General features: G+C 71.8%; 24 protein-coding genes. 15 read left to right on the top strand and 9 right to left on the bottom strand.

Going from position 1 to position 25,365, the window contains the following annotated elements; all coding sequences use genetic code 11:
* Positions 1 to 86: 86 nt before the first annotated feature.
* Positions 87 to 632: a DUF488 domain-containing protein gene (locus ACFOY2_RS18130; protein ID WP_379529217.1), complete on the bottom strand. Its 546-nt coding sequence runs from the start codon at positions 630 to 632 to the stop codon at positions 87 to 89.
* A gap of 397 nt (positions 633 to 1,029) precedes the next feature.
* Here ACFOY2_RS18130 and ACFOY2_RS18135 point away from each other — a divergent pair, with 397 nt between their 5' ends.
* Positions 1,030 to 1,404 (top strand): DUF488 domain-containing protein, encoded by a 375-nt coding sequence (locus ACFOY2_RS18135; RefSeq protein ID WP_379529218.1) that lies wholly within the window; start codon positions 1,030 to 1,032, stop codon positions 1,402 to 1,404.
* Positions 1,405 to 1,560: 156 nt separating this feature from the next.
* Positions 1,561 to 2,049: a nitroreductase family deazaflavin-dependent oxidoreductase gene (locus ACFOY2_RS18140; protein ID WP_379529219.1), complete on the top strand. Its 489-nt coding sequence runs from the start codon at positions 1,561 to 1,563 to the stop codon at positions 2,047 to 2,049.
* Positions 2,050 to 2,111: 62 nt separating this feature from the next.
* On the opposite strand, the gene ACFOY2_RS18145 is transcribed toward ACFOY2_RS18140, so the two are convergent.
* On the bottom strand, positions 2,112 to 2,903 hold the full coding sequence (locus ACFOY2_RS18145; protein ID WP_379529220.1) for a TetR/AcrR family transcriptional regulator: 792 nt from the start codon (positions 2,901 to 2,903) through the stop codon (positions 2,112 to 2,114).
* A 162-nt stretch (positions 2,904 to 3,065) separates the two neighbouring features.
* On the opposite strand from ACFOY2_RS18145, the gene ACFOY2_RS18150 reads away from it, so the two are divergent.
* The gene (locus ACFOY2_RS18150) at positions 3,066 to 3,815 is read left to right on the top strand and encodes an ABC transporter ATP-binding protein (RefSeq protein ID WP_379529221.1); all 750 of its coding nucleotides are present in this window, start codon (positions 3,066 to 3,068) and stop codon (positions 3,813 to 3,815) included.
* On the top strand, positions 3,812 to 5,134 hold the full coding sequence (locus ACFOY2_RS18155) for an ABC transporter permease (RefSeq protein ID WP_379529222.1): 1,323 nt from the start codon (positions 3,812 to 3,814) through the stop codon (positions 5,132 to 5,134). Before ACFOY2_RS18150 ends, ACFOY2_RS18155 begins: the two co-directional genes overlap by 4 nt.
* Positions 5,135 to 5,137: 3 nt before the next feature.
* On the opposite strand, the gene ACFOY2_RS18160 is transcribed toward ACFOY2_RS18155, so the two are convergent.
* Positions 5,138 to 6,013 (bottom strand): DNA-3-methyladenine glycosylase family protein, encoded by an 876-nt coding sequence (locus ACFOY2_RS18160; RefSeq protein WP_379529223.1) that lies wholly within the window; start codon positions 6,011 to 6,013, stop codon positions 5,138 to 5,140.
* Positions 6,014 to 6,165: 152 nt separating this feature from the next.
* Between ACFOY2_RS18160 and ACFOY2_RS18165 the strand changes: the two genes are divergently transcribed.
* The 4 genes from ACFOY2_RS18165 (at position 6,166) to ACFOY2_RS18180 (ending at position 10,958) form a co-directional block, all read left to right on the top strand.
* A complete protein-coding gene (locus ACFOY2_RS18165; protein ID WP_379529224.1) occupies positions 6,166 to 7,761 on the top strand; it encodes an FAD-dependent oxidoreductase in 1,596 nt (531 codons plus the stop codon).
* Positions 7,758 to 8,963 carry a cytochrome P450 gene (locus tag ACFOY2_RS18170; RefSeq protein WP_379529225.1) on the top strand — a complete coding sequence of 402 codons (1,206 nt, stop codon included), beginning with the start codon at positions 7,758 to 7,760 and terminating at the stop codon, positions 8,961 to 8,963. The genes ACFOY2_RS18165 and ACFOY2_RS18170 overlap by 4 nt, the downstream gene beginning before the upstream one ends.
* A 166-nt stretch (positions 8,964 to 9,129) precedes the next feature.
* Complete coding sequence (locus tag ACFOY2_RS18175; protein ID WP_379529226.1) at positions 9,130 to 9,381, top strand: antitoxin; 252 nt, start codon at positions 9,130 to 9,132, stop codon at positions 9,379 to 9,381.
* A gap of 104 nt (positions 9,382 to 9,485) precedes the next feature.
* A complete protein-coding gene (locus tag ACFOY2_RS18180; RefSeq protein WP_379529227.1) occupies positions 9,486 to 10,958 on the top strand; it encodes a cobyric acid synthase in 1,473 nt (490 codons plus the stop codon).
* 32 nt (positions 10,959 to 10,990) lie between these two features.
* On the opposite strand, the gene ACFOY2_RS18185 is transcribed toward ACFOY2_RS18180, so the two are convergent.
* The 4 genes from ACFOY2_RS18185 to ACFOY2_RS18200 form a co-directional block, all read right to left on the bottom strand.
* The gene (locus tag ACFOY2_RS18185; protein ID WP_379529228.1) at positions 10,991 to 11,938 is read right to left on the bottom strand and encodes a quinone oxidoreductase family protein; all 948 of its coding nucleotides are present in this window, start codon (positions 11,936 to 11,938) and stop codon (positions 10,991 to 10,993) included.
* Between the two features lie 44 nt (positions 11,939 to 11,982).
* Complete coding sequence (locus tag ACFOY2_RS18190; protein WP_379529229.1) at positions 11,983 to 15,627, bottom strand: DNA polymerase III subunit alpha; 3,645 nt, start codon at positions 15,625 to 15,627, stop codon at positions 11,983 to 11,985.
* Positions 15,627 to 15,893 carry a DUF6504 family protein gene (locus ACFOY2_RS18195; RefSeq protein WP_379529230.1) on the bottom strand — a complete coding sequence of 89 codons (267 nt, stop codon included), beginning with the start codon at positions 15,891 to 15,893 and terminating at the stop codon, positions 15,627 to 15,629. The genes ACFOY2_RS18190 and ACFOY2_RS18195 overlap by 1 nt, the downstream gene beginning before the upstream one ends.
* A 94-nt stretch (positions 15,894 to 15,987) precedes the next feature.
* A complete protein-coding gene (locus tag ACFOY2_RS18200) occupies positions 15,988 to 16,728 on the bottom strand; it encodes a GntR family transcriptional regulator (RefSeq protein WP_379529231.1) in 741 nt (246 codons plus the stop codon).
* Between the two features lie 112 nt (positions 16,729 to 16,840).
* Between ACFOY2_RS18200 and ACFOY2_RS18205 the strand changes: the two genes are divergently transcribed.
* The 6 genes from ACFOY2_RS18205 to ACFOY2_RS18230 are packed head-to-tail and all read left to right on the top strand — an operon-like array spanning position 16,841 to position 23,010.
* Positions 16,841 to 17,992 carry an ABC transporter substrate-binding protein gene (locus ACFOY2_RS18205; protein WP_379529232.1) on the top strand — a complete coding sequence of 384 codons (1,152 nt, stop codon included), beginning with the start codon at positions 16,841 to 16,843 and terminating at the stop codon, positions 17,990 to 17,992.
* Positions 17,989 to 18,807, top strand: coding sequence for an ABC transporter permease (locus ACFOY2_RS18210; protein WP_357814671.1), 819 nt, complete (start codon positions 17,989 to 17,991; stop codon positions 18,805 to 18,807). Before ACFOY2_RS18205 ends, ACFOY2_RS18210 begins: the two co-directional genes overlap by 4 nt.
* Positions 18,795 to 19,652, top strand: coding sequence for an ABC transporter permease (locus ACFOY2_RS18215; protein ID WP_379529233.1), 858 nt, complete (start codon positions 18,795 to 18,797; stop codon positions 19,650 to 19,652). The genes ACFOY2_RS18210 and ACFOY2_RS18215 overlap by 13 nt, the downstream gene beginning before the upstream one ends.
* Positions 19,649 to 20,722, top strand: a complete 1,074-nt coding sequence (locus tag ACFOY2_RS18220; RefSeq protein ID WP_379529234.1) for an ABC transporter ATP-binding protein — start codon at positions 19,649 to 19,651, stop codon at positions 20,720 to 20,722. The genes ACFOY2_RS18215 and ACFOY2_RS18220 overlap by 4 nt, the downstream gene beginning before the upstream one ends.
* Complete coding sequence (locus ACFOY2_RS18225; protein ID WP_379529235.1) at positions 20,712 to 21,410, top strand: HAD family hydrolase; 699 nt, start codon at positions 20,712 to 20,714, stop codon at positions 21,408 to 21,410. The genes ACFOY2_RS18220 and ACFOY2_RS18225 overlap by 11 nt, the downstream gene beginning before the upstream one ends.
* Entirely contained in the window at positions 21,400 to 23,010 is a 1,611-nt protein-coding gene (locus tag ACFOY2_RS18230) for a serine/threonine-protein kinase (RefSeq protein ID WP_379529236.1), read from the top strand. The genes ACFOY2_RS18225 and ACFOY2_RS18230 overlap by 11 nt, the downstream gene beginning before the upstream one ends.
* Positions 23,011 to 23,029: 19 nt before the next feature.
* Here ACFOY2_RS18230 and ACFOY2_RS18235 read toward each other — a convergent pair whose 3' ends face one another.
* Positions 23,030 to 23,617, bottom strand: coding sequence for a TetR/AcrR family transcriptional regulator (locus ACFOY2_RS18235; protein ID WP_357814685.1), 588 nt, complete (start codon positions 23,615 to 23,617; stop codon positions 23,030 to 23,032).
* Between the two features lie 124 nt (positions 23,618 to 23,741).
* Between ACFOY2_RS18235 and ACFOY2_RS18240 the strand changes: the two genes are divergently transcribed.
* A complete protein-coding gene (locus ACFOY2_RS18240) occupies positions 23,742 to 24,629 on the top strand; it encodes a Vgb family protein (RefSeq protein WP_379529325.1) in 888 nt (295 codons plus the stop codon).
* A 4-nt stretch (positions 24,630 to 24,633) separates the two neighbouring features.
* Here the strand turns inward: ACFOY2_RS18240 and ACFOY2_RS18245 are convergent, their stop codons facing one another.
* Entirely contained in the window at positions 24,634 to 25,365 is a 732-nt protein-coding gene (locus ACFOY2_RS18245; RefSeq protein ID WP_379529237.1) for a DUF4328 domain-containing protein, read from the bottom strand.

A 25,365-nucleotide genomic window follows, 5' to 3' on the forward strand; every position in this document is an offset into this window, starting at 1 on the left:
AGGCCGTTGCCCAGCCCTGCGGGAAGCAGTGGTGCTGCGATTATCCAGGCCGAGTCTTGGCCGGTAGCCGACCGCACGGCGGCGGCTCAGGCGGCGTCGTAGACGAGGAACCCGTCATCGAGAAGGCGTGCGCCCGCGGTCGGCCGGTGTTCGGTGAGCCGTCCGTCATGGGCCAGGTGCAGTACGGGGACGTGGTGAACCAGCACGGCGTAGTCGGCGATGATCCGCCGGTGACAGCGCCACCAGAGGGCCTCGGCGCACATGATCGTGGTACGGCTGGCCGCCGCCTGGTCCAGGAGGTCCTTCAGGGCGGTGTGAAACTCCGGCCCGCGGCTGTAGCCGGCGTACCCCCGGAAGGAGTCGTTCCGCCAGAACGTGTCGGGCGAGTCCGGGGCCGGCGTGCGGAAACCGCCGAGCCTCTTCTCCCACCGGTAGTCGATACCCTCCTCCGGCAGCCAGGCGGAGAGCTCCTGCCGGCCAACATGGGGGAGGCGCCGGCTCCCCGGCGCGGTACGCACGTCCACGACCGCCTCCGCGTCGACGCCGTGAAGGAGGGCGGCGATCAGGTTCCGGGAGGCCGTGCCGTGGCCGAAGGTGAGCAGCGGAGGCGTCTGGACGCGGTCGGCAAGCAACGGACGGAGGTTCGCGGTACCCACCAACGGCGTAGTACCCGAGGGCCCGAGCGCCAATCGCCTGATCAGGACGACGCCGCCGGAGCGGGACAGGTGCCGCCAAAGGCCCGGGAATCGACGATCGCCCTACTACCCTCGTGGAACGCAGCGTGGGGAAGGCCGGATCCTCCACCCCGGTCGGTTCGACAACGGGTCCAATGTGCAACCATCGATGAGAAGGCTGAATCCGGTGGGAGGTTCGGAACTCGTCGGTCGGCGGAGCGACCAGGCCCATGGAGCGAGGCGGCCGGCAGCACCGGTTCCCAGTCTGGTTGCAGGATGATCCCATCGCGTAGGCCGGGGATGGGGAGAAGACGCCCACTGACTCATACGAGTGCAGCCAGTTGGGGGTACTGCCATGACCAAGGACATCACGTACCGCAGGATCTACGAGGAATCCTCGCCCCAGGACGGCAGGCGGGTGCTTGTCGATCGCGTCTGGCCCCGGGGGATGCGCAAGGAGGACGCACATCTCGACGAGTGGCTGCGTGAGGTCGCCCCGTCCACCGAACTGCGCCGCTGGTACGGCCACGAGCCCGGCCGCTTCGCCGAGTTCCGCCGCCGCTACCTCACCGAACTGCGCGAGCCTGCGCGGCGGCATGCCGTAGACCATTTGCGGGACCTCGCCGACCACGACAAGCTGACGCTGCTGACCGCCACCCACGATGTCGATTACAGCCAGGCCGCCGTCCTCGCCGAGTGGCTGACCGGCACCGGGAGATCCAGGGCTTGATCCGCCGGCCAGGTGTCCGTGATCGGAGGCGCTCATGCGGCCGGCCGTTCCGCATGCCCGCCGAAGCCCTTGCGCACGCATCATGACCTTCTTCACGTACCACCACGAACCGGTTAATCTTGACGCGACGTCATCGTGGTCTGACAGGAGCACCCCATGGCCCGCTCCGCCGCCGCCCTGCGCCCGTTCTTCCAGTGGCTCGGGGCCACCAAGGGCTTCGCCCTGATCGCGCCCAAGGTCGTGCCGCCGCTCGACCGGCTGATCAACCGGATGACCGGGGGTCGCGTCCTGATGGGCGACCAGATGATCCCCCACCTGCTGCTCACCACCACAGGCAGCAAGAGCGGGCAGCAGCGCCAGAGCCCGCTCGCCTGCCTGCCCGAGGACGGCGGCACCTTCCTCGTGGTCGGCAGCAACTTCGGCAAGGAGCACCACCCCGCCTGGAGCGGCAACCTGCTCAAGACGCCCGAGGCCACCGTCACCTTCCGCGGCAAGGCCGTCCCCGTGACCGCCCGCCTGCTGGCGGGGGCCGAGCGCGAGCAGGCGTGGCAGGCCCTCACCCGGTTCTGGCCGCTCTACCAGGGCTACACCGACCGTTCCGGCCGCGAACTGCGCGTCTTCCGCCTCTCCCCGCGCGAGGAGTGACCGGCCGCGGGAAGTGGCCGGCTGCGGGAATGGCCGGCCGTGGGGAGTGACCGGCCCCGGCGTCAGGGGCGGTCGAGCAGTACCGCGATGCCGTCCAGCATCCGGTACAGGCCGAACTCGAAGATGTTCGCGGGCTCCGAGGCCGCGAACGCCTCGTCGCCGAACTCCGACACCATCGGCAGCCGTCCCTCGCTCATGCTGCGGTCGAACGCCTCCCGCCGGGCCGCCGCCCACTGCTGCCGGGTGTTGCGGGTCCTGCGCGCCGCCTGCGTCTCGTACGCGAGCGGGGCCGCGGCGCTCTGCACGTATGTGCCGATCAGGATGGCGATCTGGACGAGGGTGGCGAAGTCGAGGTCGTGGCCGTCGAGCGCGCGCATGCGCCAGTCGGTGTAGGCCATCAGGTTGGGGGCGACGGGTGGCCGGGTGGTGACGGCGACGAGGTGTGACAGCCACGGGTGCGCGCGGTAGAGCGCCCACTCCTCGCGCGCGGACAGCTCCAGCTTGGGCCGCCAGCCGTCGGGGCCGGGCTCGGGCAGCGGGCGGGCGCCGAAGACGGTGTCGACCATCAGGTCGTTGAGTTCCTCCCGGCCGGCCACGTACCGGTAGAGCGACATCACGCCCGCGTCGAGGTCGGTGGCGATGCGCCGCATGGACACGGCGCCGACGCCCTCCTTGTCGGCGAGCGTGATGGCGGCGCGCACGATGAGGCTCTGGTCAAGTGCGGGCTCGGCGCCGTCGGGCGTCCTGCGCGCCTCGACCGTGGCCGGGCGTTCGGCGACGCGGGCCCGGTAGGCGCGGGCCCGGCAGGCGCGGGAGCAGTACTGCCGTGGGCGTCCCCGCTCCGTGGGGCGCAACGCCCGTCCACACATCTCACACGTCGCCACAGCGGCCCATCTCCCTCATTTTTTTGTCACGAACGCTCCCCGTGACGAAATCATAGCTTATCCCCCTTTAAGTGCGATTAGTTCGGCATGGGGTACGGTGTATTTATGACTCGTGCAGCGTACGCAAAATCAGTGACGAACAAGACCCGTCACCACGCACTCGAACTCCACCACGTCACCAAGCGCCACGGCTCGGGCGACACCGCCGTGACCGCGCTGGACCAGGTGTCCCTGTCCATCCCGCCCGGGACGTTCACCGCCGTCATGGGCCCGTCGGGATCCGGCAAGAGCACCCTGCTGCACTGCGCGGCCGGCCTCGACCGGCCCGACTCCGGATCCGTGACCCTCGACGGGCACGACCTGACCGACCTGGACGAGACCGCGCTGACCCGGCTGCGGCGCGAGCGCATGGGGTTCGTCTTCCAGTCGTTCAACCTGGTCCCCACCCTGACGGTGGCGCAGAACGTGGCCCTGCCCCTGGAGTTCGCCGGCCGCAGGGCCGACACCCGCCAGGTGCGCGGGCTGCTGACCCGGCTGGGGCTCGGCGACAGGACGGGGCACCGGCCCGCCGAGCTGTCCGGCGGCCAGCAGCAGCGGGTGGCCATCGCGCGCGCCCTGCTCTCCCAGCCGGCCATCGTCTTCGCCGACGAGCCGACCGGCGCGCTCGACACCCAGTCCGCCCGCGAGGTGCTCGGCATCCTGCGCGAGGCGGTGAGCGTGAGCGGGCAGACGATCGTGATGGTGACGCACGACCCGGTGGCGGCCTCCTACGCCGACGCCGTGGTCTTCTTCGCCGACGGCCGCATCGCGGACAGCCTGACCCGGCCGGACGCCGCGGCGGTGGCCGCGCGGATGGCGAGCCTGGGCGGGGGTGCCCGATGAGGTGGCGGCTGGCATTCGGCACGGTACGCGCCCACCTGGGCTCCTACCTCGCCTCGGCGGCCGTCATCGCCGCCGGGACCGCGCTGCTGACCGCGTTCGCGAGCCTGCTGGAGACCGGGCTGGCGACGGGCCGCGACAGCGGGTTCCTGATCATGTTGCCGGCGATCCTGGGCGGCTGGACCGTGGCGATCGTGGCGTTCGGCGTGGTCTCGACCGTCTCGCTGACGATCCAGCACCGCGAGCAGGAGCTGGCGCTGCTGCGGACGATCGCCGCCACCCCGCGGCAGATCCGGCAGAACGTGCTGCTGGAGACGGTGATCACGGCCCTGCCCGCGGTCGCGGCGGGGCTGCTGCCCGGCGTCGGCCTGGGCGCGGTCGTGCTCGGGCGGCTGACCGGCGGCGGCCTGGTCGACTCCGGGGTCGAACTCCAGGCGGGCTGGTTGTGTGTGGCGATCGGGGCGGGTACGTCCCTGCTCGCGGCGGTCGCGGCGGCCCTCATATCGAGCCGGCGCGCGGCCTCCGTCCCGCCCGTCCGCGCGCTGTCCACCGCGCCGCCCGCCCGACCGCTGACCCGCGGCCGCGTGCTCGCCGGGCTGAGCGTGCTGGCGCTGGGGCTGAGCCTGTCGGCCGGGACGCTGCTCATGGAGGACGGGCCGCTGCTGTCGAGCACGGCGGGCCCCGCGGGCGTCGCGGTCGCGGTCGGCCTGGCCCTGCTCAGCCCGGCCGCCATGCTGCCCGCCAGGTGGCTGTCCGAGGCCAGGTTCGGGGCGACGGCCCGGCTGGCGGCGCGCAACGTCCAGGCCCGCGCCCGGCACAGCGGCAGCGTGGCCGCGCCGCTGATCCTCCTGGTCGGCATCGCCGGAGGGACGCTCTACATGCAGACCACCGAGGACAGCCTCCCGCACGCGGCCGGCGACGCCAGCGTGCCGCTCGCCCCCGTGAACTACCTGGTCGTCGCCATGATCATCGCGTTCACGGCGATCGTGGTGGTCAACACCGTGATCGCGGCCACCCGGCGGCGGCGCCGTGAGTTCGGGCTGCTGCGGCTGTCGGCCGTGACCCGCGCCCAGGTGCTGGCCATGGTCGCCGCCGAGGGCGTGCTGACGGCGGTGCTGGCCATCGTGCTCGGCACGGTCGCCGCCGCGGCGACGACGGTGCCGTACAGCCTGGTCAAGACCGGTTCGCCGCTGGCCAGCGGCCCCTGGTGGGTGTACGTGGCCATCGCCGGGGGAGCGCTGCTGCTCGTGATGGCGGCCGCGATCCCGACCGCCGTGGGCGCGCTGCGCCTGCGTCCCGTCGAGGCGCTCACCAAGGCGTGAGGCTCAGTCGCGGCCGTAGGTGCTCGCCCGGAACAGGAAGGAGGCCCAGGAGCGGTAGGGCCGCCACGTCTCGGCCAGCTTCCTGTACGCCGACGGGGGCGCGTCCTCGGGCAGCCCGTACGCCTCGCGCAGGATCGCGAACAGCCGGGGCTCGTCCCCGGGGAACGCGTCGGGCGCGCCCGCGCCGCGGATCAGGATCAACCCCGCGGAGAAGGGGCCCACGCCGGGCAGCGCGCGCAGCTCGGCCAGGGCCTGCTCCGGCGGGAGCGCGCGCAGGTGCTCGGTGGTGAGCACGCCGTCCAACGCGGCGCGGGCCAGGCCGCGCAGCCACTCCTCCTTCTGCGCGGGCAGGCCCAGGCCGCCGGCGTCCACCAGGGTCATGGGCGGCGGGAAGGCCGCGTACGCGCGCCCGTCCACGGCGACCTCGGCGCCGAACCGCTCCGCGATGCGCTGCTTGATCTTGGAGGCGATCAGCATCGACGAGCGCTGGACGATGACCGCCCAGCACGCCGCCTCCCACGGGCTCCAGAAGCACACGGGCCGCAGGCCGGGGCTGCGCCGCTGCAGGTCGCCGAGGACCGGGTCGGCTTCGCCGAGCTTGGCGAAGCCGCCGCCGTCCACGTCGAGCGAGAGGATCCGCGCCACCTCGCCCCGAAGGGCGGGCCCCGGCGCGCGCGTCGTGGCGACGGCGACCCCGCCGGGCGCGGCCGTCACGCTCACGCCGACCGGCAGCCAGTCGGACTCCGCGCAGTAGGCGAAACGCAGCGCCCGCCCGTCGGAGGGCAGCGCGCTGGTGGCCGGCCACTCCTCGACGAAACGCAGGCTGGCGCCGAAGTCGAACGGGCCGTCGGCGGTGAGCGTGAATCCGTGCGTGGTCATGCGCGTATGGTAGGAGCCCCGCCGTCGTCCCCGGGCATCAAGGCGCGGGCTGGTGGGTAGGTTCACCCGGGCCGGGCCCGCCACCGACGCGCGGGCGTACACCGAGGCCGTGCGCTCTCCCCCAGCGCGGCGCCCGACGGGGGAGAGGACCGATGAAAGTCGTCGTCGACCTGACACGCTGCCAGGGCTACGGGCAGTGCGTCTTCCTCGCGCCGGACGTCTTCACCATGCACGACGAGGCGCTCCTGTACGACCTCGACCCCGACGACGTCCACCGCGAGCACGTCCTGCGGGCCGCGAACGCCTGCCCCGTCCAGGCCATCCACCTCGACTGGACGGAGCGGCGCGGCGCCGGAGAGCCGGTCACGATCAGGACGGGCGGCCACATCGTCATCGTCGGAGCCTCGCTGGCCGGGGCGCGGGCCGCCGGCGTGCTCAGACGGGAGGGGTTCGCCGGGCAGCTCACCGTGATCGGCGACGAGCCGCACGAGCCCTACGACCGGCCGCCCCTGTCCAAGCAGATCCTCACCGGCCAGGTGCCGGCCGAGCACACCACGCTGCCCCACCTGCGCGAGGTCGAGGCCGAACGGGTACGCGGTCCCGCTACAGCGCTGGACGTGGCGGGGAAACGGGTGCTGCTGGCCGACGGCACCGCGGTCGGCTTCGACCGGGTCCTGCTGGCCACGGGCACCCGCGCCCGCCCGTGGCCGAACGCGGCCGAGGCCGCGCTGGAGGGCGTGTACACGCTGCGCACCGTGGAGGACGCCGCCCGGTTGCGTCAGGCGCTGGCCGCCCGCCCGCGCCGCGTGCTGGTGCTCGGCGCCGGGTTCACCGGCAGCGAGATCGCCTCGGCCTGCCGCGAACTGGACCTGCCCGTGACCGTCGTCGAACGCGGCCCCGCCCCGCTCATCAGCGCCATGGGCGGCGTGATCGGCGACGTGGCGGCGCGGCTCCAGCGCGAGCACGGCGTGGACCTGCGCTGCGGCCTGACCGTCACCGCCCTGAAAGGCGACGCGGACGGGCGGCTGCGCGCAGCCCGCCTGTCGGACGGAAGCACGGTGGAGGCCGAGGTGGCCGTCGTCGCGCTCGGCTCGATACGCAACGTCGAATGGCTGCACGACTCCGGGCTGGCCGCCGGCGTGTGGGGTGTGGCCTGCGACGCCGGCTGCCGCGTCGTGGACACCAACGGCCTGGTCACCGACGACGTCTTCGTGGCCGGCGACATCGCCCGCTTCCCGCACCCGCTCTACCAGTACCAGTTCATGACGCTGGAGCACTGGGGCAACGCGGTCGCCCAGGCCGAGGTCGCCGCGCACAACATGATCAGCGACCAGACGCACCGCTGGCCGCACCTGTCGGTGCCGGTGTTCTGGTCCAGCCAGTTCGGCGTCAACATCAAGTCGGTCGGGGTGCCGACCTTCGCCGACCAGATCGTCATCACGCAGGGCTCGACGGCCGAATACCGGTTCGTGGCCGTCTACGGGTACCAGGGCAGGATCACGGCGGCGGTGACCTTCAACCAGGGCATGTGGCTGGACTTCTACCGGGACCTGATCGAGCGGGCCGCGCCGTTCCCGCCGGACTTCCGGCACGTGGACCGGCGCGAGCAGGCCGGGCCCGTGCCCGCCCGGGTCCCCGAGCGCCTCGTGGCCACCGGCGGGGCGACCGTCGTGGTGACCGGCCACGATCCGGCCGAACGGCGCGCGGTGCTGGTGCATCCCGCGGGAACCGAGAGAGCAAGGTCATGACATCGCAGAACGTCTTGCGGCAGATCCTCGACCCGTCGGGGCGGGCCGATCCCTATCCGCTCTTCAAGGAGCTCAGGAAGACCCCGGTGGCGCGGCAGGAGGACGGGACGTACGTGGTCAGCACCTACCGCGAGATCGTCGCGCTGCTGCACGACCCCAGGATCAGCTCCGACCGGCGCAACCTCGCCACCCCGAGCGGACTGAGCCTCGGCTTCATCGGCCTCGACCCGCCCGAGCACGACCGCCTGCGCCACCTGGCCATGCGCCACTTCGGGCCGCCGCACTCCCCGAGGACGGTCGAGAACCTGCGCCCCGATATGCTCGCCATCACCACCCGGCTGATCGACGGCATCGCCGGCGAACCCCGGGCCGACCTCGTCGACGAGGTCGCCTACCCGCTGCCGGTCGCGGTGATCTGCCGCCTGCTCGGCGTGCCGGTAGAGGACGAGGAGCGCTTCCACGCCTGGGCCGACCAGATCATCGAGACCCTCGGCCCGGGCGAGGAGGACCGCGCCGAGCGGGATCGCGCCCGCCAGGCCGTGCAGGCCGAACTGGGAGGCTTCCTCGCCGGGCTGGCCGACGACCGCCGCCGCCATCCAGGGGACGACATGCTGTCCGGGCTCGTCACCTACCACGGCCCCGAGGGCTCCATGACGCCCGAGGAGGTTGTCTCCACGGCCGTGCTCCTGCTGATCGCCGGCCACGAGACCACGATCAACCTCATCGCCAACGGCATGCTCACCTTCCTGCGCCACCCGGACCTGCTGGCCCGCGTCCGCTCCGACCCCGGCCTGATCGTCCCCGCCGTCGAAGAGCTGCTGCGCTTCGAGCCGCCGGTGCAGATGCTGTCCCAGCGGGTCGCCCTCGACGACATCACGGTCGCGGGCACCACAATTCCGGCCGGATCGCCCGTCGTCCTGGTCCTGGCCGCGGGCAGCCGCGACCCCGACCACCTGCCCGACCCCGACACCTTCATCCCCGACCGGCCCGGCAACGAGCATCTGGGCTTCGGCGGCGGCGTCCACTACTGCTTCGGGGCGCCCCTGGCCAGGCTCGAGGCCCAGATCGCGCTCACCGAGCTCACCCGGCGGCTGCGCAACCCCAGGCTGGTGACCGACCCGCCGCCGTACCGGCCGAGCCCGGTGCTGAGAGGGCCGCGCCACCTGCTGGTCGACTACGACGGGGTCGAGCCCGGGAGGTGATTCACGCCCGCCGCCACGGGGTGTCGGCAAGGGCATGCTCGGCGAGGTTGGTCGAAAGACCGTTCGACAGGAGGTTCAAGGCCGGCACATCATCCGCCGATGTCGGGGTAGGGGCGAGCGTAGTCTGAAGATTGGGGATACGGTCATGGGCCGCATAGCGGAATGGTTGAAGAAGGCAGAGAACCTGGCCAGAGGGCATTCCAAGCAGGCTGATCAATTGCTGGACCGCGCCGAGCAGATGGCGAAGGAGCGGACTGGGCACAAGTACGACGACAAGATCGAGAAGGGCGTGGACGAAGTGCAGCGCCGCTACGGCGGTGGCCAGCCCGGCCAGCAGGGCCGCCAGCCTGGCCAGGAGCAGCAGCCGCCCCCTCAGCAGCAGCCGCCGCCCCAGCAGCCGCCGGGCCAGCAGGGGTGATCCGCGGCAGGCAACGCCCGCCACGCGGCGGGCGTTGTCGCCTGCCCTTTCATGGGACGCCCGTCGCTCGGAAGCGGTGATGGCCGTTCCGATACGGTGAGCCCATGGTCAACGGGGCGTTACTGGTCGCGGGCACCACGTCCGACGCGGGCAAGAGCGTGGTCACCGCCGGGATCTGCCGCTGGCTGGCCCGCCGGGGCGTGCGCGTCGCGCCGTTCAAGGCGCAGAACATGTCGCTCAACTCGTACGTCACCGCGCAGGGCGCCGAGATCGGCCGCGCCCAGGCGATGCAGGCGCAGGCCGCCGGCATCGAGCCCGCGGCGGACATGAATCCGATCCTCCTCAAGCCGGGCAGCGACCGCCGCAGTCAGGTCGTCCTCATGGGCACGCCGGTGGCGGACGTGGACGCCATGGAGTACGGCGCGCTCAAGGACCTGCTGCGCACCACGGCGCTGGAGGCGCTGGGCCGGCTCAGGAAGCAGTACGACGTGGTGGTCTGCGAGGGCGCGGGCAGCCCCGCCGAGATCAACCTGCGCCCCGGCGACATCGCCAACATGGGCCTGGCCAGGGCCGCCGGCCTGCCGGTGATCGTGGTGGGCGACATCGACAGGGGCGGGGTGTTCGCCGCGTTCTACGGCACGGTGGCGTTGCTGGACGCCGACGACCAAGCCCATATTTCGGGATTTGTCGTGAACAAGTTCCGCGGTGCCCGCGAACTCCTCGAACCCGGGCTCGACATGATCGAACAGCTCACCGGACGCGAGGTGTACGGCGTCCTGCCCTGGCTCGACGGCCTCTGGCTCGACGTCGAGGACTCCCTGGCCCTGGACGGCCGCCGGGTCCCCACCCGAGCCCCGCACGGCAGGCAGACCCTGCGCGTGGCGGTCGTCCGCCTGCCCAGGATTTCCAACTTCACCGACCTCGACGCGCTGGCCGCCGAACCGGGTGTCGTGGTGCGTTTCGTGACCGACCCGGTCGAGTTCGACGACGCCGACCTGGTCGTCCTGCCCGGCTCACGGGCCACCGTCCGTGACCTGGCCTGGCTGCGGCAGAGCGGCCTGGCCGGGGCGATCGCCGAACGCGAAGGGCCCCTGCTGGGCATCTGCGGCGGGTTCCAGATGCTCGGACGCGAGATCGTCGACGCGGTGGAATCGGGGGAGGGCCGGGTCGAAGGGCTCGGACGGCTGCCGGTACGGGTGGAGTTCGGGCAGGACAAGCGGCTCGCCAGGCCGGAGGGGACGGCCTACGGGCAGCCGGTGCGCGCGTACGAGATCCACCACGGCAGGGCGTCGGTGGAGGGCGGCGAGCCGTTCCTCGACGGCTGCCGGGTCGGGAACGTCTGGGGCACCACCTGGCACGGCGCCCTGGAGAACGACGGCTTCCGCCGCGCCTTCCTGGCGGACGTGGCCGAGCGGGCGGGCCGCGACTTCGTCCCCGCTCCCGGCACGGACTTCGCCCGGCTGCGCGAGGAACGCCTCGACGCCCTCGGCGACCTGGTCGAACGGCACCTCGACACCGACGCCCTGCTCCGGCTCATCCAGCACGGCCCCCCGCACGTCCCGACCCTCCCCCGGTGAACCCCTTCTGCTCGGCTGGCCCGCCGGGTCTGTCAGGGGATGAGGAGCAGCTTCCCGGTGGTACGGCGGCCCGCGAGGTCCTCGTGGGCCCGGCCGGCCTCGGCCAGCGGGTAACGGTGGGAGACGTTGATGGCCAGCTTGCCCTCCGCGATCCAGCCGAACAGGTCGGAGGCGCGCTGGAGCAGCTCCGCGCGTTCGGCGATGTAGTGCACGAGTGACGGCCTGGTCAGGAAGAGCGAGCCCCGCTGGTTGAGCACCTGGGGATCGAGCGGGGGGACAGGGCCGCTGGCGGCGCCGTACAGGGCCATCAGGCCGCGCGGGCGCAGCGCCTGCAGCCCGCCGTCGAACGTGGCCGCCCCGACCCCGTCGTAGACGACGTCGATCCTGCCGCGCAGGGCCTCGGCGAAGTCCTCGTAGCCCAGCACCTCGTCGGCGCCGGCCGCGCGGGCCAGCTTCTCCTTCTCCGCGGAGGAGACCGTGGCGTACACCTTGGCGCCCTTGAGCTTGGCGAGCTGGATCAGCAGCTGCCCCATCCCGCCGGCTCCGGCGTGGACCAGGACCTGGTCGCCCTGGCGTACCTCGTGGGTGGAGTGGGTCAGGTAGTGGGCGGTCAGGCCCTGGAGCATCGCCGCGGCCGCCACCTCGGCGGGGACGCCCTCCGGCACCGGCACCAGGCGGTCGGCGGGGACCACCGCCTTCTCGGTGTAGCTGCCCAGCACGCTCGCCCAGGCCACGGTGTCGCCGACGGCGACGTCGCGCACGCCGGGGCCCACGGCGGAGACGGTGCCCGCCCCCTCGGAGCCGATGGTGACGGGCAGGGGAAGCGGGTAGGCGCCGGAGCGGTGGTAGATGTCGATGAAGTTGACGCCGGCGGCGGCGACGTCGACCACGACCTGCCCCTCACCCGGGACCGGGTCGGGACGCTCGACGTATTCGAGAACCTCTGGACCGCCCTGGGCGGAGACGATGATGGCATGCATGTCCCTAGTCAACCCTGTTTCCCCCGGCGCGTGTTCCCGCGAAGTCAGGCCGCCGTCGGCCCAGAGCTGCCCTGGCTGGCGTGCCAGAGCCGCCTGGGCGGGTCGGCGACGGCCGGGCCGAGGTCGGAGTAGGGCGACAGGCGGAAGCCGTTGGCGTACTCGATCCTGCGCCCGCCGACCCCTGCCACCTCCCGCGGAGCCTGGTCGAGGACGGCGCGGACCGCGTCGATGCCCTCGGCGCGCCAGAGCCGGTCCAAAGCCGTCAGGTCCCAGCAGTCGACCGCGCGCAGCGACACCGCCCGCGTGCCCGTGCGCCTGACCACCCCCTTGGCCAGCAGCAGCCACGAGCCGAACACCGTCGCCGCGCACCGCCCCTGCACCGACTCGAAGAACGTCAGGTCGATCGGCCCCGTCGAGTCATCGAGCGTGGTGAAGATGACCCGCTGCCCCGAGCGCACGGCGGGCGTCTGCGTCGCCACCTTGACCCCCGCCACCAGGATCTCCGCGCCGTTGCGCGGCCTGAGAAGATCTCTGGAACGTACCACTCCGAGCGCGTCGAGCAGCTCGTCGTGGAAGCTGACGATGTGGCGGCTGACGTCGATGCCGAGGATCTCCAGCTCCGCCTCGACCATCTCCGTCTCGGTCATCTCAGGCAGTTCGCCGGGCGGGAGGTGCTCGCCGAAGCCGAGCGGGAGCTGCGCGGACGGCTGCGGGTCCGCATGGGCGGGGCGGTCCCGCGCGCCGGCCGGGACGTAGCGTTTGGAGGCGCGTGGCCCCGCACGCACGCCGCTCGCCGAGGTCCGCTCCAGCACGCCGACCTGGGCGATCAGGTCGCGGCGGGTCAGCTCGCCCGGACGCCAGCGCGGGCCGCCCGGGTGCAGGTCGTGGAGCGCGTCCAGGCCGCCGACCTGGACGATCCGCTCGATCGTGGGCCGCGAAGGGCGGGCGCGGTCCCAGAAGTCGGCCAGCGACGTGTACGGCTGCCCGGCGACCATGCGCTCGACCTCCGCCTCGCTCACCCCCTTGATCGCCGAGAACGGCACCCGCAGCGCGTACCCCTTGCCGATCTCCCCGATCCTGAACTCCCGCCGCCGCCCGGTCGCGGGCTCCGAGAGCTGGGACGGCCGCACGCGCACCCGCAGCCCGAGCCGCTCCACCCGCCAGTCCTTGCCCGACTTGTTGACGTCGAGCGGCAGGATCTTGATGCCGCACTGCCTGGCCTCGTCGATGATGACGCGCGGCGGGTACATGCCGGGCTCGTGCGTGAGCACCCCGGCGAAGAACGCCGCCGCGTGGTGCCGTTTGAGCCAGGCCGACTGGTAGGTGGGCAGCGCGAACGCCGCCGCGTGCGCCTTGCAGAACCCGAAGGCCCCGAACGCGTCCAGCACCTTCCACGCCCGCTCGACGGCCGCGTCGTCGAAGCCGCCCGCCCTGGCCATGGGGACGAACGTCTTGCGCACCCGCTCGCGCCCCTCGGGCGTGTCCAGCGTGCGCCGCAACTTCTCGGCGAACGACAGGTCCCGCCCGGTCATCACCTCGATGATCCTGAGCACCTGCTCGTGGAAGACCACGACGCCGTGCGTCTCCTTCAGCGCCTCCCGCAGCCGTTCGTGTGGATAGTGCGGCTGCCGCCACCCGTGCCTGGCCTCCAGGTAGGGAGTGACCATGTCGGAGTTGACCGGGCCCGGCCTGAACAGCGAGATGTCCACGATCAGGTCGTGCATCCGGCGCGGCTCCAGCTTGGCCACCAGCTCGCGCTGGCCGGGCGACTCGATCTGGAAGCAGCCGAGGGTGCGGGCCGCGCAGATCATGTCGTAGGTCTCCTGGTCGTCGTGCGGGACGTATTGGACGTCGGGTTCGTCGCCCTGCTGGGTGTCGAGTTCGACCACGACGTCGTCCACGCGCTTGATCTCGCTCAGCGCGTACGCCATCGCCGACTGCATCCGCACGCCCAGCACGTCGAGCTTGAGCAGCCCCGCATCCTCCACGTCGTCCTTGTCGAACTGCGACATCGGGAACTCCAGCAGGCTGCGCTCCACCGGCGTCCTGTCGCGCAGGCCCGTGTTGCCGACCAGCACGCCGCACGGGTGCAGCGCGATGTGCCTGGGCAGGCCGTCGAGCTTCTCCGCCAGCCGGAACACCCGGTCCAGGCCCGCCTCGCCGAGCCGGCTGTCGCGCAGCTCGGGCAGGTCGTTCAGTGACGCGGTGATCTGCCTGGCCCTGATGTGCGGGAACGCCTTGGCGATCGCGTCGATCTCGTGCGGCGGCAGGCCCATCGCGCCGGCGACGTCGCGGATGGCGCTGCGCGCCCGGTAGGTCTCCATCATGGACACGCAGGCCACGCGGGCCTCGCCGTAGCGGTCGAAGATGGCCTTGTAGCAGTCGAGCCGGCGGGCCGACTCCACGTCCACGTCGATGTCGGGCAGCCCGATGCGGCCCTCCGACAGGAAACGCTCCATGAGCAGGCCGTGGTCGAGGGGGTTCACCTCGCCGATGCCGATGAGGTGGTTGACCAGGCTGCCCGCCCCCGAGCCGCGGATGGCGCAGCGGATGCCCATGCCGCGGATCATGTCGGTGATGCCGGCCACGGCGATGAAATATCCGGACAGGCGCTTGCGCTCGATGACGGCCATCTCGTCGCGGAGGCGCCGCCTGGCCTCCTCGGAGCGGTCGAGCCCGCGTGCGACCAGCCCGTCCTCGACCCGGTGACGCAGCAGCGGCACCGGGTCACGGCCGATCTCGGGCAGGTTCAGGTCGGGCGGGTCGTTCCTGAGCGCGAGCAGGCCGAGCGGGTCCATCGAGCAGTCCTCCGCCAGCCGCCTGGTCGTGAACAGCAGCCGCGCCACCCGCTCCCGGTCGGCGCCGCAGACCTTGGCCGCCACCTGCCACATCTCCTTGGTGCTCTTGAGGTAGGCGTGGGAGGTGGTGCGTTCCAGGTGGCGCGGGTGCAGCGGGACGAGCTGGCGGGCCGCGTCGAGCACGTCGCCGACCTGGTGGTCGGCCGGGTCGAGGTATCTGGCGGCGTTGGTCAGCACGGCGGGCACGCCCATGGACTCGGCCAGGCCGAGCATGCGCACGGCCGTGATGGCGTCGCGGAAGCCGTACTGGTCGACCAGCTCGATCACGACGCCGGGCACCGAGTCGCGCCACAGGCCGAGCAGCGTCCTGGCCTGCTCGTCGCGCCGCTCGGCCACCGCGCGGCCCACGTCGGACCTGGGGCCGAGCAGCACCACGAGCCCGTCCTCCGCCCCGAACCCGTGCTCGCCCGCCCCGCCGGCCCACTCGCCGACCAGCTTCCTGGTCACCTTGGGCACGCCGCGCTCGCCGGCGTGGTGGGCGGCCGTGACCAGGCGGCACAGGCGCGACCAGCCGCCGGAGCGGGCCAGCACCGTGACGCGGTCTTCGGCGTTCCCGCCGGTCCTGGGCCGGGGTGTGCGCAGACCGGGCACGGGCGTGAAGGCCGAGGCGGGGACGTCGAGCGCCAGGCTCACGCCCAGGACGGGGGCGATCCCGGCGTCCGCGCACGCCTGGGCGTGCTTGATCGCGCCGTAGAGCCCGTCGCGGTCGGTCAGCGCGAGGATGTCCATCCCGTGCTCGACCGCCCGGTTCACCAGCGCGCGCGGGAAGGCGGTGCCGTAGCGCATGGAGTACGCGGAGCTCACGTTGAGGTGCGGGAACGGGGGCGCCATCAGTCCCACGCCCTCAGAAGCAGCCAGCCGCTGCCGGCGGTGTCGTAACGCAGCTCGTAGGAGCCCACGTCGCGGCCGGGACTGGCCTCGACCCGCCAGAACCGGCGCTCGCCCGGGTCGCGCTCGCTGGTCTTCCACCATTCGCGCGCGACCACCCAGTGGTCGAGGACACGGCGGACGAGAAAGAGGCGGTCGCGCCAGACGAACTGGGTCGGCTCCCCGTCCCTGGTCCACACCTCGATCGGATCGCCATAGAGTCTGCTCAAGACGCTTCTCCCGCGGCTCTTGGTCGTATGGTGAGCCACCCGGGGGAAGGCGGGCGCTTATGGTTAATTACGATTCGAACATATGTTCTTCGGCTCAGAAGCGCAAGTCGCCGGCCTGTCGTGTGAGGGGGTTGGCGCCGATCGAGTTGCGGATGCTGAACGTCACGCTGCCCGGCTTGTAGCGGTCGTCCGAGGTCTCCACCGGCCTGCCCTCGTGCGTGGTCGTGGTCCTGCGCTGGCGCAGCAGCGGGCTGCCGCGGCGCACCCCGAGGAGCCTGGCGTCCTGGGCGCCGGCGGAGACCGCGTCGATGAGGTGCTCGCCGTAGGCGAACACGAGCCCGATGGAGTCGTACAGCGCCTCGGTGACGGACTCGCAGTCGGCGGGGAGCCGCTCGACGGCGGGGGCCACCCACTCGGCGTACACGGTCCGCTCGACCAGCACGGGCTCGCCCTCCAGCGAGCGCACGCGCAGCACCTCCAGCACCTCGCCCCTGCCGAGTCTGGCCGACTCGAAGGCGCTCGCGGGCCTGCGGCGCTGCTCGATCACCTGGCCGCCGAAGCGGTGGCCGCCCGCGCGCGCCCACTGCGCGAAGCTGTGCAGTTCGGCGAAGCTCTGGCTGCGGGCGGCGCCGAGCACGATGCGCCTGGCACCCTGCCGGGAGCCGACCAGGCCCTCGGCGACGAGCACGGCAACCGCCTGCCGCACGGTGCCGCGGGCCGCGCCGAAGCGTTCGGCCAGCTCGGACTCGCTGGGGAGCTGGGAACCGACGGGTTGCGCGCCCGAGAGGATCTCGGCCCGTAACCCATCGGCGATCAGTTCATAGCGCGCAACCATCACCGTCCTCTCCCATTCATGAAGGAGCAACATTCATGGGACTTACTGGTGCTCGCTTGTTTGTACAAGTTCCCATACGTTTTTCCCACACCCCCAGCAAAAAGGAGGCGTCGTGTTCACAACTCGCGCCCGTGTGGCCGGCGTCGCCGCAGCGATGACCGTGATGACCGCGGCATGCGGCGCCGCGCCCGGTGCTCAGTCGTCCCAAGCTTCTCAGGGCGGCGTCAACGCCGCCGCCGCCACGTCCGCGGCGGACTTCGGCGGGTTCGACCAGCTCGTCGAGGCGGCCAAGAAGGAGGGCAATCTCCACGTCATCGCCCTTCCGCCCGACTGGGCCAACTACGGAGAGATCATTCAGAAGTTCCAGGAAAAGTACGGTATCAAGATCGAGAGCGAGACCCCCGACGCGGCCAGCGCCGACGAGATCAACGCCGTCAAGACCCGCAAGGGCCAGGACCGCGCCCCCGACGTGCTCGACCTCGGCCAGTCGTTCGCGATCAGCGGCGCCGCCGAGGGGCTGTTCGCGCCGTACAAGGTGCAGTCGTTCGACAAGATCCCCGAGGGGCAGAAGGAGCCGACCGGGCTCTGGGTCAACGACTACGGCGGCTACATCTCCATCGGCTGCGACGCCAAGAAGATCACCACCTGCCCGACGAGCTTCGCCGACCTGCTCAAGCCCGAGTACAAGGGCAAGGTCGCGCTGAACGGCAACCCCACCAAGGCGGGCTCGGCCTTCGCCGGCGTGTACGCCGCCGCCCTGGCGGGTGGCGGCTCGTTCGACGACATCGATCCCGGCATCCAGTTCTTCAAGAAGCTGAAGGACGCGGGCAACTACAACCCGGTCGAGACCACGCCCGCGACCATCGAGCGGGGCGAGACCCAGATCAGCATCGACTGGGACTACAACAACGCCGCCTACGCGCCCCAGATGGCCGCCAAGGGTCTCGACTGGAAGGTGAACATCCCTGCCGACGGCAAGTACTTCCAGATGTACGCCCAGGCCATCAACAAGGACGCCCCCCACCCGGCCGCGGCCAGGCTCTGGCAGGAGTACCTCTACAGCGCCGAGGGCCAGAACCTCTACCTGAAGGGCTTCGCCCGGCCCGTCCTGCTGCCCTCGATGACCGCCGACGGCACCGTGGACAAGACCCTGGCGGACAAGCTGCCCTCGGTGGAAGGCGAGCCGACCTTCCCCACGACCGCGCAGGTGGACGCGGCCAAGGCCAAGCTGGCGAGCGGCTGGGACGCCGCGATCTCGGGATGACAGGCTCGCGCGGCCGGCTGGGGGCGCTGCCCCTGCTGGCCTTCTTCGCCGTCGTCTTCGGCGTCCCCGCCATCGCGCTGGTGGCGGGGGCCTTCACGGCGCAAGGAGAGCTGAGCCTGGCGAACATGTCGCGGAGCCTGCAGGGCGGCTACCTCACCGCCATGATCGGCAGTGTGCGGCTGTCGGCCGTGGTCGCGCTGCTGGGCGCCGTCCTCGGGACGCTCCTCGCCCAGGCCGTCGTCACCTCCCGCGCCACGTGGCTGCGCGAGTCCGTGCTGACGGCCTCCGGCGTGCTCGCCAACTTCGGCGGCGTGCCGCTGGCCTTCTTCTGGATCGCCACGCTCGGCAACTCCGGCGTGATCAGCGGCCTGGTCGGGCTGCCCTCCGGCGCGCTGTACACCTTCTGGGGGCTCGTCGTGGTCTACCTGTACTTCTCGATCCCGCTGATGGTGCTGGTCATGGCGCCCGCGCTGGACGGGCTGCGGCCCCAGTGGCGCGAGGCCGCGGCGAGCAGCGGCGCCACCGCCTGGCACTACTGGCGCTTCGTCGCGCTGCCCGTGCTGACGCCGGCGATGCTGGGCGGGGTGGTGCTGCTGTTCGGGTCGGCCTTCTCCGCCTACGCCACCGCCAACGCCATGGTCGGCACCGTCGTCCCGCTGGTCACGCTGAAGATCGCCAGCGCGCTCACCGGCGACGTGCTCGTCGGCTACGAGAACGTCGCCCTGGCGCTCAGCCTCGACATGGTCCTGGTGGCCGGGCTGGTGATGGCCGTCTACCTGCCGCTGCAGAAAAGGAGCTCCCGATGGCTGCGCTGACCGGCCTGGAGCGGGTCTCCGGGACCGCCGCCCGGCCCGCCGTGTGGCGCTGGGCGGTGCTCCTGGTGGCCGCGGCCTACTTCCTGATCCCGCTCGGCGCCTCGCTCTGGTACACGGTCTACACGCCTGCCACGGGGGTGTCCCTCTCGGCCTACGGGGAGTTGCTGAGCGCCGAAGGCTTCCTGCGCTCGCTCGCGCTCTCCCTGGGCCTCGCGGCCGCCACGATCGTGCTGGTGCTGCTGCTCGCGCTGCCGGCGATGCTGGCCGTACGCCTCTTCGCGCCGGGGCTGCGCCCGGTGATGGAGGTGCTGTGCACGCTGCCGCTGGTGGTGCCGCCGATCACGTTCGTGGCCGGGATCGGCACCTCGCTGCGCACCGGCGCCGAGGTGCTGGCGCCGACGCCGTTCTGGGCCACGCTGATCGCCATGCAGGATCCGGCGTTCCCGGTGGTGCTGGTGCTGGCGTACGTGGTGCTGGTGCTGCCGTTCGTCTACCGGTCGCTGGATGCCGGGCTGCGCACCATGGACGTGCGGACGCTGGTGGAGGCGGCCCGCAACCTCGGGGCTTCGTGGCCGTACGTGCTGTTCCGGGTGATCGTGCCGAACCTGCGCTCGGCCCTGGCCAGCGCCTCGTTCCTGACGCTGGCCCTGGTGCTGGGGGAGTACACGGTCGCCAGCCTGCTGGGGTACGAGCCGTTCGCGGTCTGGATCGTGACCGTCTCCGGCTCCAAGGGGCAGCTCTCGGTGGCCGTCTCGATCCTCAGCCTCTTCCTCATCTGGCTGCTGTTGCTGGCCGTGTCGAGCGCGTTCGGCAAGGATGCTGTTTCTAAGGAGAAGCGGAAATGACGGCATCGGTGGAGTTCCGGGCGCTGCGCCGCGTCTTCGGCAAGACGGTCGCGCTGGACGGCCTCGAACTGGTCGTGGCGCCCGGCGAGTTCGTCGCGCTGCTCGGCCCCTCCGGCTGCGGCAAGACGACGGCGCTGCGGTGCGTGGCCGGTTTCGAACGGCCCGACTCGGGGGCGGTGCTGGTGGACGGCAGGGACATCACCGATGTTCCGGCCAACAAGCGCGACGCGGGCATGGTCTTCCAGTCCTACTCGCTCTTCCCCAACCTGAACGTCCGCGACAACGTCGCCTTCGGCCTGCGCGTACGCAAGGTGCCCGAGGCGACCAGGCGGGCGAAGGCGAGGGAACTGCTCGACCTCGTCGGCCTGCCCTCCTACGCCGACCGCTACCCGCACCAGCTCTCCGGCGGCCAGCAGCAGCGCGTCGCGCTGGCCCGCGCGCTCGCCCTGGAGCCGCGCGTGCTGCTGCTGGACGAGCCGCTGTCGGCCCTGGACGCCAAGGTGCGCGTGGCGCTGCGCGAGGAGATCCGGCGCTTGCAGGACAGCCTGTCCATCACCACCATTTTCGTCACCCACGACCAGGAGGAGGCCCTGTCGATCGCCGACCGGGTGGCCGTGCTGCGCGACGGGCGGCTCGAACAGGTCGGATCGCCCGCCGAGATCTACAACCGGCCGGCGACGCCGTTCGTGGCGGAGTTCGTCGGGACCATGAACCACCTGCCGGGGCAGATCTCGGGGGACCGGGTCAGGGTTCTCGGGCAGGTTCTGCCCGTGGACGGGGCCGTTCCGGAAGATCCGTCCGTCGACGTCCTGGTCCGTCCGGAGGCCGTCACGGTCGTCCCGGACGAGGACGGGGGCGCCACGGTGACGGCCGCCTCGTTCCGCGGGGCCTCCGTGCGGCTGCGGCTGCGGGTGGAGGGAGGGGACGTGCTCGCGGACGTGCCGGGGCACGAGGCGGCCCGGTTCACGACGGGGACCCGCGTGGCGATGCGGCTGGTGGAGCGGCCCGTCCTGGTGGCGGCCCGCACGGCCACGGTTCCCGCGCCCGTCGTGGCCGCCGATGCGCTCTGAGCGCGGCGGCCCCGAGGCGGTGCTGCTGGACATGGACGGCACGCTGGTCGACACCGAGGGGTTGTGGTGGCGGGCCGCCGAGGCGGTCGCGGCCTTCCTCGGGCGACCCTTGGGGGCCTCGGACGTGCCACACGTTCTCGGGCGGACGGCCGAGGACGTGGCCGCTCATCTGGTAAGGGACGGGACGTCTTGTGGCCAGGCGTCACCGGTTTCTGTGGCCGGGCGGCTCACCGAGGGCTTCGCCGAGCTGGTCGGGCGGGAGCTGACGGTCATGCCGGGGGCGCAGGAGTTGCTGTCCGGGCTGTCCGCGGCCGCCGTCCCCACCGCGCTGGTCACCGCCTCGCCCCGGAGCATCGTGGAACTGGTGCTGCCGCGGCTGGACCACGCGTTCGACCTGGTGATCGCGAACGAGGACACCGAGCGCGGCAAGCCGTACCCCGACCCCTACCTGGAGGCGGCCAGGCGGCTCGGAGCGGCGCCCTGGCGGTGCGTGGCCATCGAGGACAGCCCGACGGGCATCGCGGCGGCCACCACGGCCGGCTGCCGCGTGCTGGTCGCCGGGACGGGCCACGGGCTGCCGTCGCTCGACCGCGTCCTTGTTCCGTTACCGGAATGGCAGCCGCCACGCTGGCCTATGCAGGGCGTATTCACGTCCCCAATCGGTAAGCTAACGCGGCGTGAGCGGTGAAACCTCCCAGATCGGGCGCTACAGGCTGCTTAGTGTGCTGGGCCGGGGCGGAATGGGCACGGTCCATCTCGCCGAGGACCCTGCGGGGCAACGGGTCGCCATCAAGGTGATCAACCCGGAGCTCACCCAGCACGAGCAGTTCCGCATGCGATTTCGCAGGGAGGCGGACGCCGCCCAGAGGGTACGCAGGTTCTGCACGGCCGCCGTGATCGAGGCCGCGCTGCAGGGCGACCAGCTCTACGTGGTCACCGAGTACGTGCCGGGGCCCAACCTCGACGAGGCCGTCCAGCAGTCGGGGCCCCTGCGCGGCTCCAGCCTCGACGCGCTGGCCGTCAGCGTGGCCACGGCGCTCACCGCCATCCACGGGGCGGGGGTGGTGCACAGGGACCTCAAGCCGTCCAACGTGCTGCTGTCGCCCGTCGGCCCGCGCGTGATCGACTTCGGCATCGCGCGGGCGCTCGACACGCTCGGCGGTGTCACGGGCACCGGAGAACTGGTCGGCACACCCCGCTACATGGCGCCCGAGGTGCTGCGCGGCGACCCGGTCTCACCGGCCTGCGACGTGTTCTCGTGGGGCTGCCTGGTCGCGTTCGCGGCCAGCGGACGGGCGCCCTTCGGCGGCGACACGCTGCCCGCCATCGTCTACCAGGTGCTCAACACCGAGCCCAAGCTCGACGACGTCGAACCCGGCCTGCGCGAACTGGTCGCGGCCTCGCTCGACAAGGACCCGGCCAGGCGGCCCACGGCTCAGCAACTCCTCGACCACCTCGTCGGGCGGTCGGCCGCGCCGGAGCAGGCGGCGCAGACCGTACAGGTGGCCTGGCAGCGGGCGACCACGCCGTTCGCCTTGGAGAACAAGCCCAGGAACAAGCTGCTGCTCTGGGGCGCGGTGGCCGCGGCCGTCGTCGTGGCCGGCGCCGCGACCGTGTGGGCGCTGATCCCGTCAGGACCGCCCGACGACCTGCCCGTGCTCTACCGCGAGGACTTCACGCAGAGCACGGGCGGCTGGAACGGCACCTACGATCCGGATGATTCGACCAGCTACGGGTACCGCGCGGACGGCACGTACGGGCTGGATGTGGAGGAAGGCTACGAAGAACGGTTGGCGCGGGCGCCGATCCCGTTCCTCGTCGCCAAGCCGACGACCACCCCCGACCCGTCGGCCTCGCCCACCCCGATGCTGCCCTCGTCCGTCGTGATCGGCGTCACCGCCGAGGTCAAGAGGTCGGTCGGGACCGGCGAGTACGGCATCTACTGCCACAACTCCGACGATGACGACACCTACTACGAGTTCGCGCTCGACACGACCGGAAGGGCCAGAATCCGGCGGATCGTCGACGGGGCCGGGGGCACCATCGCGCAGCCCGTCCAGGTGGACGGGCTGCCGGGGAAGGCACGGATGGTGGCCGCGTGCGAGCAGGCCGGGGCGGCCGTGCGGTTGACGTTGTGGGTCAATGATCAGCGGGTGCACCAGGTGGAGGATCCGCATGGGATCGGGAACGGGGCCTTGGGGCTTTTCGCCCGTACGCCCAAGAGGAGCGAGGCGCTGCTGAAGACGACGTTCGACGACTTCGAACTACGCGGCCAGAAGGACCCCTGAGCCCTGGGGTTTGTCCCGGTCAAAGGACCCCGGCGCGGGCGGCGGCCAGTGCGGCGTCGGCGGCGCGGTCGGCGTCCCGCTCGCTCACCGGCTCATGCGCGACGAACAGCCGGTAGTACACGGGCGCCACCGCGACCCTGACCACCTCCCGCACGTCGATGACGTCGGGAAGCTCGCCTCGCGCGACCGCCCGCCGCACCACCTCGGCCGACTGTTCGTGCCGGGCGACGAAGAACTCGTGCAACGCCCGCGCGGCGTCCGGATTCTGCACGGCCGCCGCCACGAACGCCGTCGACACCGGCCCCAGTTCGGGATCGTCGAACCCTGTACGTACGAGCTGGACGATCCCCCGCAGATCACCCTCGATGGAACCGGTGTCCGGAATGGGCCACGGCTCGTCCTTGGCCAGCTCAAGGGCATCGGAGATCAACCCTTCGACGCTGCCCCACCGCCGGTAGACGGTCGTCTTGTGCACCCCTGACCGCTCGGCCACGTTCTCCACCGTCAGCCCCGGATAGCCGCGTTCGACCAGCTCGGCGAGCGTGGCCTGCCGCACGGCGTCCCGCACCCGCGCGCTACGGCCACCGGGCCGCTTGCTCGACTCCAAAATCTACTCCAGTTGCGTTAGCCTTGCCCGTATGGCACGCTAACGCTACCCCGGTTGCGATTGGAGTTCCATCCTGATCAGGCGTGCTCATCCGACTCTTCCGAAAGGGATACCTGTGTTGACCATGATCGATGAGGGCGCCCCGTACGGCATCGCCACCGGTGCCGACGGCGCGCTCTGGTTCACGCTCGTCCACCAGGGCAGGATCGGCAGGATGGTTCCCGGCCAGAGCCCGGTGATCCATCAGCTCGACCCGCCCGACGGCCTGCCGACCGTGATCACGCCCGGGCCCGACGGGGCGATGTGGTTCACCGAGGGGAAGGGCGGGCGGGTCTGCCGCATCGCCGCCGACGGGCAGGTGAGGCCCTACAAGGCGCTGTCGCCTTACGGGATCGCCGCCGGTCCTGACGGAGCCGTGTGGTTCACGCAGATGGAACCCGCGAGGATCGGCCGCATCGGCGCCGACGGCGCTGTTTCGGAGTTCGAGGTGCCGGTGGAGGGCGGCATGCCCGCCTTCATCACGGCCGGTCCGGATGACGCTCTGTGGTTCACCCTCAACCAGGGCAACGCCATCGGGCGCATCTCGCCGGCGGGCGAGGTCGCCGTACATCCGCTCCCGACGGCAGGGGCCGCACCGGTGGGCATCACGCGGGGGCCGGACGACGCGCTCTGGTTCGTCGAGATCGGCGCGGGCCAGGTCGGGCGCATCGACACCTCAGGGAAGATCACCGAGTTCCCCCTTCCCGACCGCGCCTGCCGACCTCATGCGATCATCTCCGGCCCCGATGAGGCGCTCTGGTTCACCGAATGGGGCGCAGGCCGTCTCGGCCGCATCACCACCGACGGCACGATCGAGGAACACCCGCTCCCTCACCTGCCGGCCCGGACGGAAGGGGAGCAGGCACGTAAGGCCGAGCCACATGGGCTGACGGCCGGCCCGGACGGGGCGATCTGGGTAGCCCTGGAAGCAGGCGCCCTGGCCCGCTTCGGCATGGCGGCCGGTTTCGAATGAGGTCTCAGCCCGTACGGCCGATGGCTGTGGAGTCCGAGGTGGGTTGCGGTGGTTGGGGGGAGAAGGTGTGTACCGTGCTGGGCTCCGACCCCGTCGTCCAGGGCAGGCGGGCCGCACCTTGCAGGCGCGTCAGCTCGCGTACGGTGGCCGCGCACAGCAGGGCGGTCACCACGGCGCAGGCCAGTTCCGGCAGCCCCACCCCCGTGAGGTCGCCTTTCGTGGCGTCGAGCGGGAGGCGGATGGTGATCAGGGCGAGCGTGGTGAGCCAGCTCAGCCACCACCCGGCCAGCAGCGCCAGCCACCGGCCGCGCTGTCCTGCGGGCGGGCGGGCGGTACGCCAGATCTCGTCCACCAGCACCGCGGGGGCCACGAGGTTGATGCCGGGCAGGAGCCAGGCGGCGGCCACCGGGCCCGTCGGGGCGGAGCGGTCGCCTGCCTGCCTGGCCCGGACGAGCCAGGTCACGTAGGCGGCCGCCGCGGCGATCGTGGTGCCGGCGACCAGCATCATCAGCACCGCGAACACCGTCACCGCCCCCACCACGGCCTCCGCGTCGGCGCCTTCTGGCCGGCCGCCGAAGGCGGCGATCTGGGCGGCGAGTTCACGGCCGCGGAAATGCTCGAAGATGACGAGGGCACCAAGAGAGAAGACTTGTGCGGCAAGCGTTACATATACGGCAATAGCGGCTCTCGTGGGCGGTGACTGGGCGTAGCGCACGTTGTTCTCCCCCCGGGCCAT

This window comes from Nonomuraea purpurea, assembly GCF_042650645.1.
Classification (GTDB): domain Bacteria; phylum Actinomycetota; class Actinomycetes; order Streptosporangiales; family Streptosporangiaceae; genus Nonomuraea; species Nonomuraea purpurea.

What these genes read in the sequence shown, in the direction of transcription:
- ACFOY2_RS18135 (WP_379529218.1), top strand. Translation starts at nt 1,030, where the DNA reads ATGACCAAGGACATCACGTACCGCAGGATCTACGAGGAATCCTCGCCC.
- ACFOY2_RS18160 (WP_379529223.1), bottom strand. Translation starts at nt 6,013, where the DNA reads ATGACCACGCACGGATTCACGCTCACCGCCGACGGCCCGTTCGACTTC.
- ACFOY2_RS18225 (WP_379529235.1), top strand. Translation starts at nt 20,712, where the DNA reads ATGCGCTCTGAGCGCGGCGGCCCCGAGGCGGTGCTGCTGGACATGGAC.
- ACFOY2_RS18180 (WP_379529227.1), top strand. Translation starts at nt 9,486, where the DNA reads ATGGTCAACGGGGCGTTACTGGTCGCGGGCACCACGTCCGACGCGGGC.
- ACFOY2_RS18215 (WP_379529233.1), top strand. Translation starts at nt 18,795, where the DNA reads ATGGCTGCGCTGACCGGCCTGGAGCGGGTCTCCGGGACCGCCGCCCGG.
- ACFOY2_RS18140 (WP_379529219.1), top strand. Translation starts at nt 1,561, where the DNA reads ATGGCCCGCTCCGCCGCCGCCCTGCGCCCGTTCTTCCAGTGGCTCGGG.
- ACFOY2_RS18155 (WP_379529222.1), top strand. Translation starts at nt 3,812, where the DNA reads ATGAGGTGGCGGCTGGCATTCGGCACGGTACGCGCCCACCTGGGCTCC.
- ACFOY2_RS18240 (WP_379529325.1), top strand. Translation starts at nt 23,742, where the DNA reads ATGATCGATGAGGGCGCCCCGTACGGCATCGCCACCGGTGCCGACGGC.
- ACFOY2_RS18200 (WP_379529231.1), bottom strand. Translation starts at nt 16,728, where the DNA reads ATGGTTGCGCGCTATGAACTGATCGCCGATGGGTTACGGGCCGAGATC.
- ACFOY2_RS18210 (WP_357814671.1), top strand. Translation starts at nt 17,989, where the DNA reads ATGACAGGCTCGCGCGGCCGGCTGGGGGCGCTGCCCCTGCTGGCCTTC.
- ACFOY2_RS18220 (WP_379529234.1), top strand. Translation starts at nt 19,649, where the DNA reads ATGACGGCATCGGTGGAGTTCCGGGCGCTGCGCCGCGTCTTCGGCAAG.
- ACFOY2_RS18185 (WP_379529228.1), bottom strand. Translation starts at nt 11,938, where the DNA reads ATGCATGCCATCATCGTCTCCGCCCAGGGCGGTCCAGAGGTTCTCGAA.
- ACFOY2_RS18170 (WP_379529225.1), top strand. Translation starts at nt 7,758, where the DNA reads ATGACATCGCAGAACGTCTTGCGGCAGATCCTCGACCCGTCGGGGCGG.
- ACFOY2_RS18190 (WP_379529229.1), bottom strand. Translation starts at nt 15,627, where the DNA reads ATGGCGCCCCCGTTCCCGCACCTCAACGTGAGCTCCGCGTACTCCATG.
- ACFOY2_RS18165 (WP_379529224.1), top strand. Translation starts at nt 6,166, where the DNA reads ATGAAAGTCGTCGTCGACCTGACACGCTGCCAGGGCTACGGGCAGTGC.
- ACFOY2_RS18245 (WP_379529237.1), bottom strand. Translation starts at nt 25,365, where the DNA reads ATGGCCCGGGGGGAGAACAACGTGCGCTACGCCCAGTCACCGCCCACG.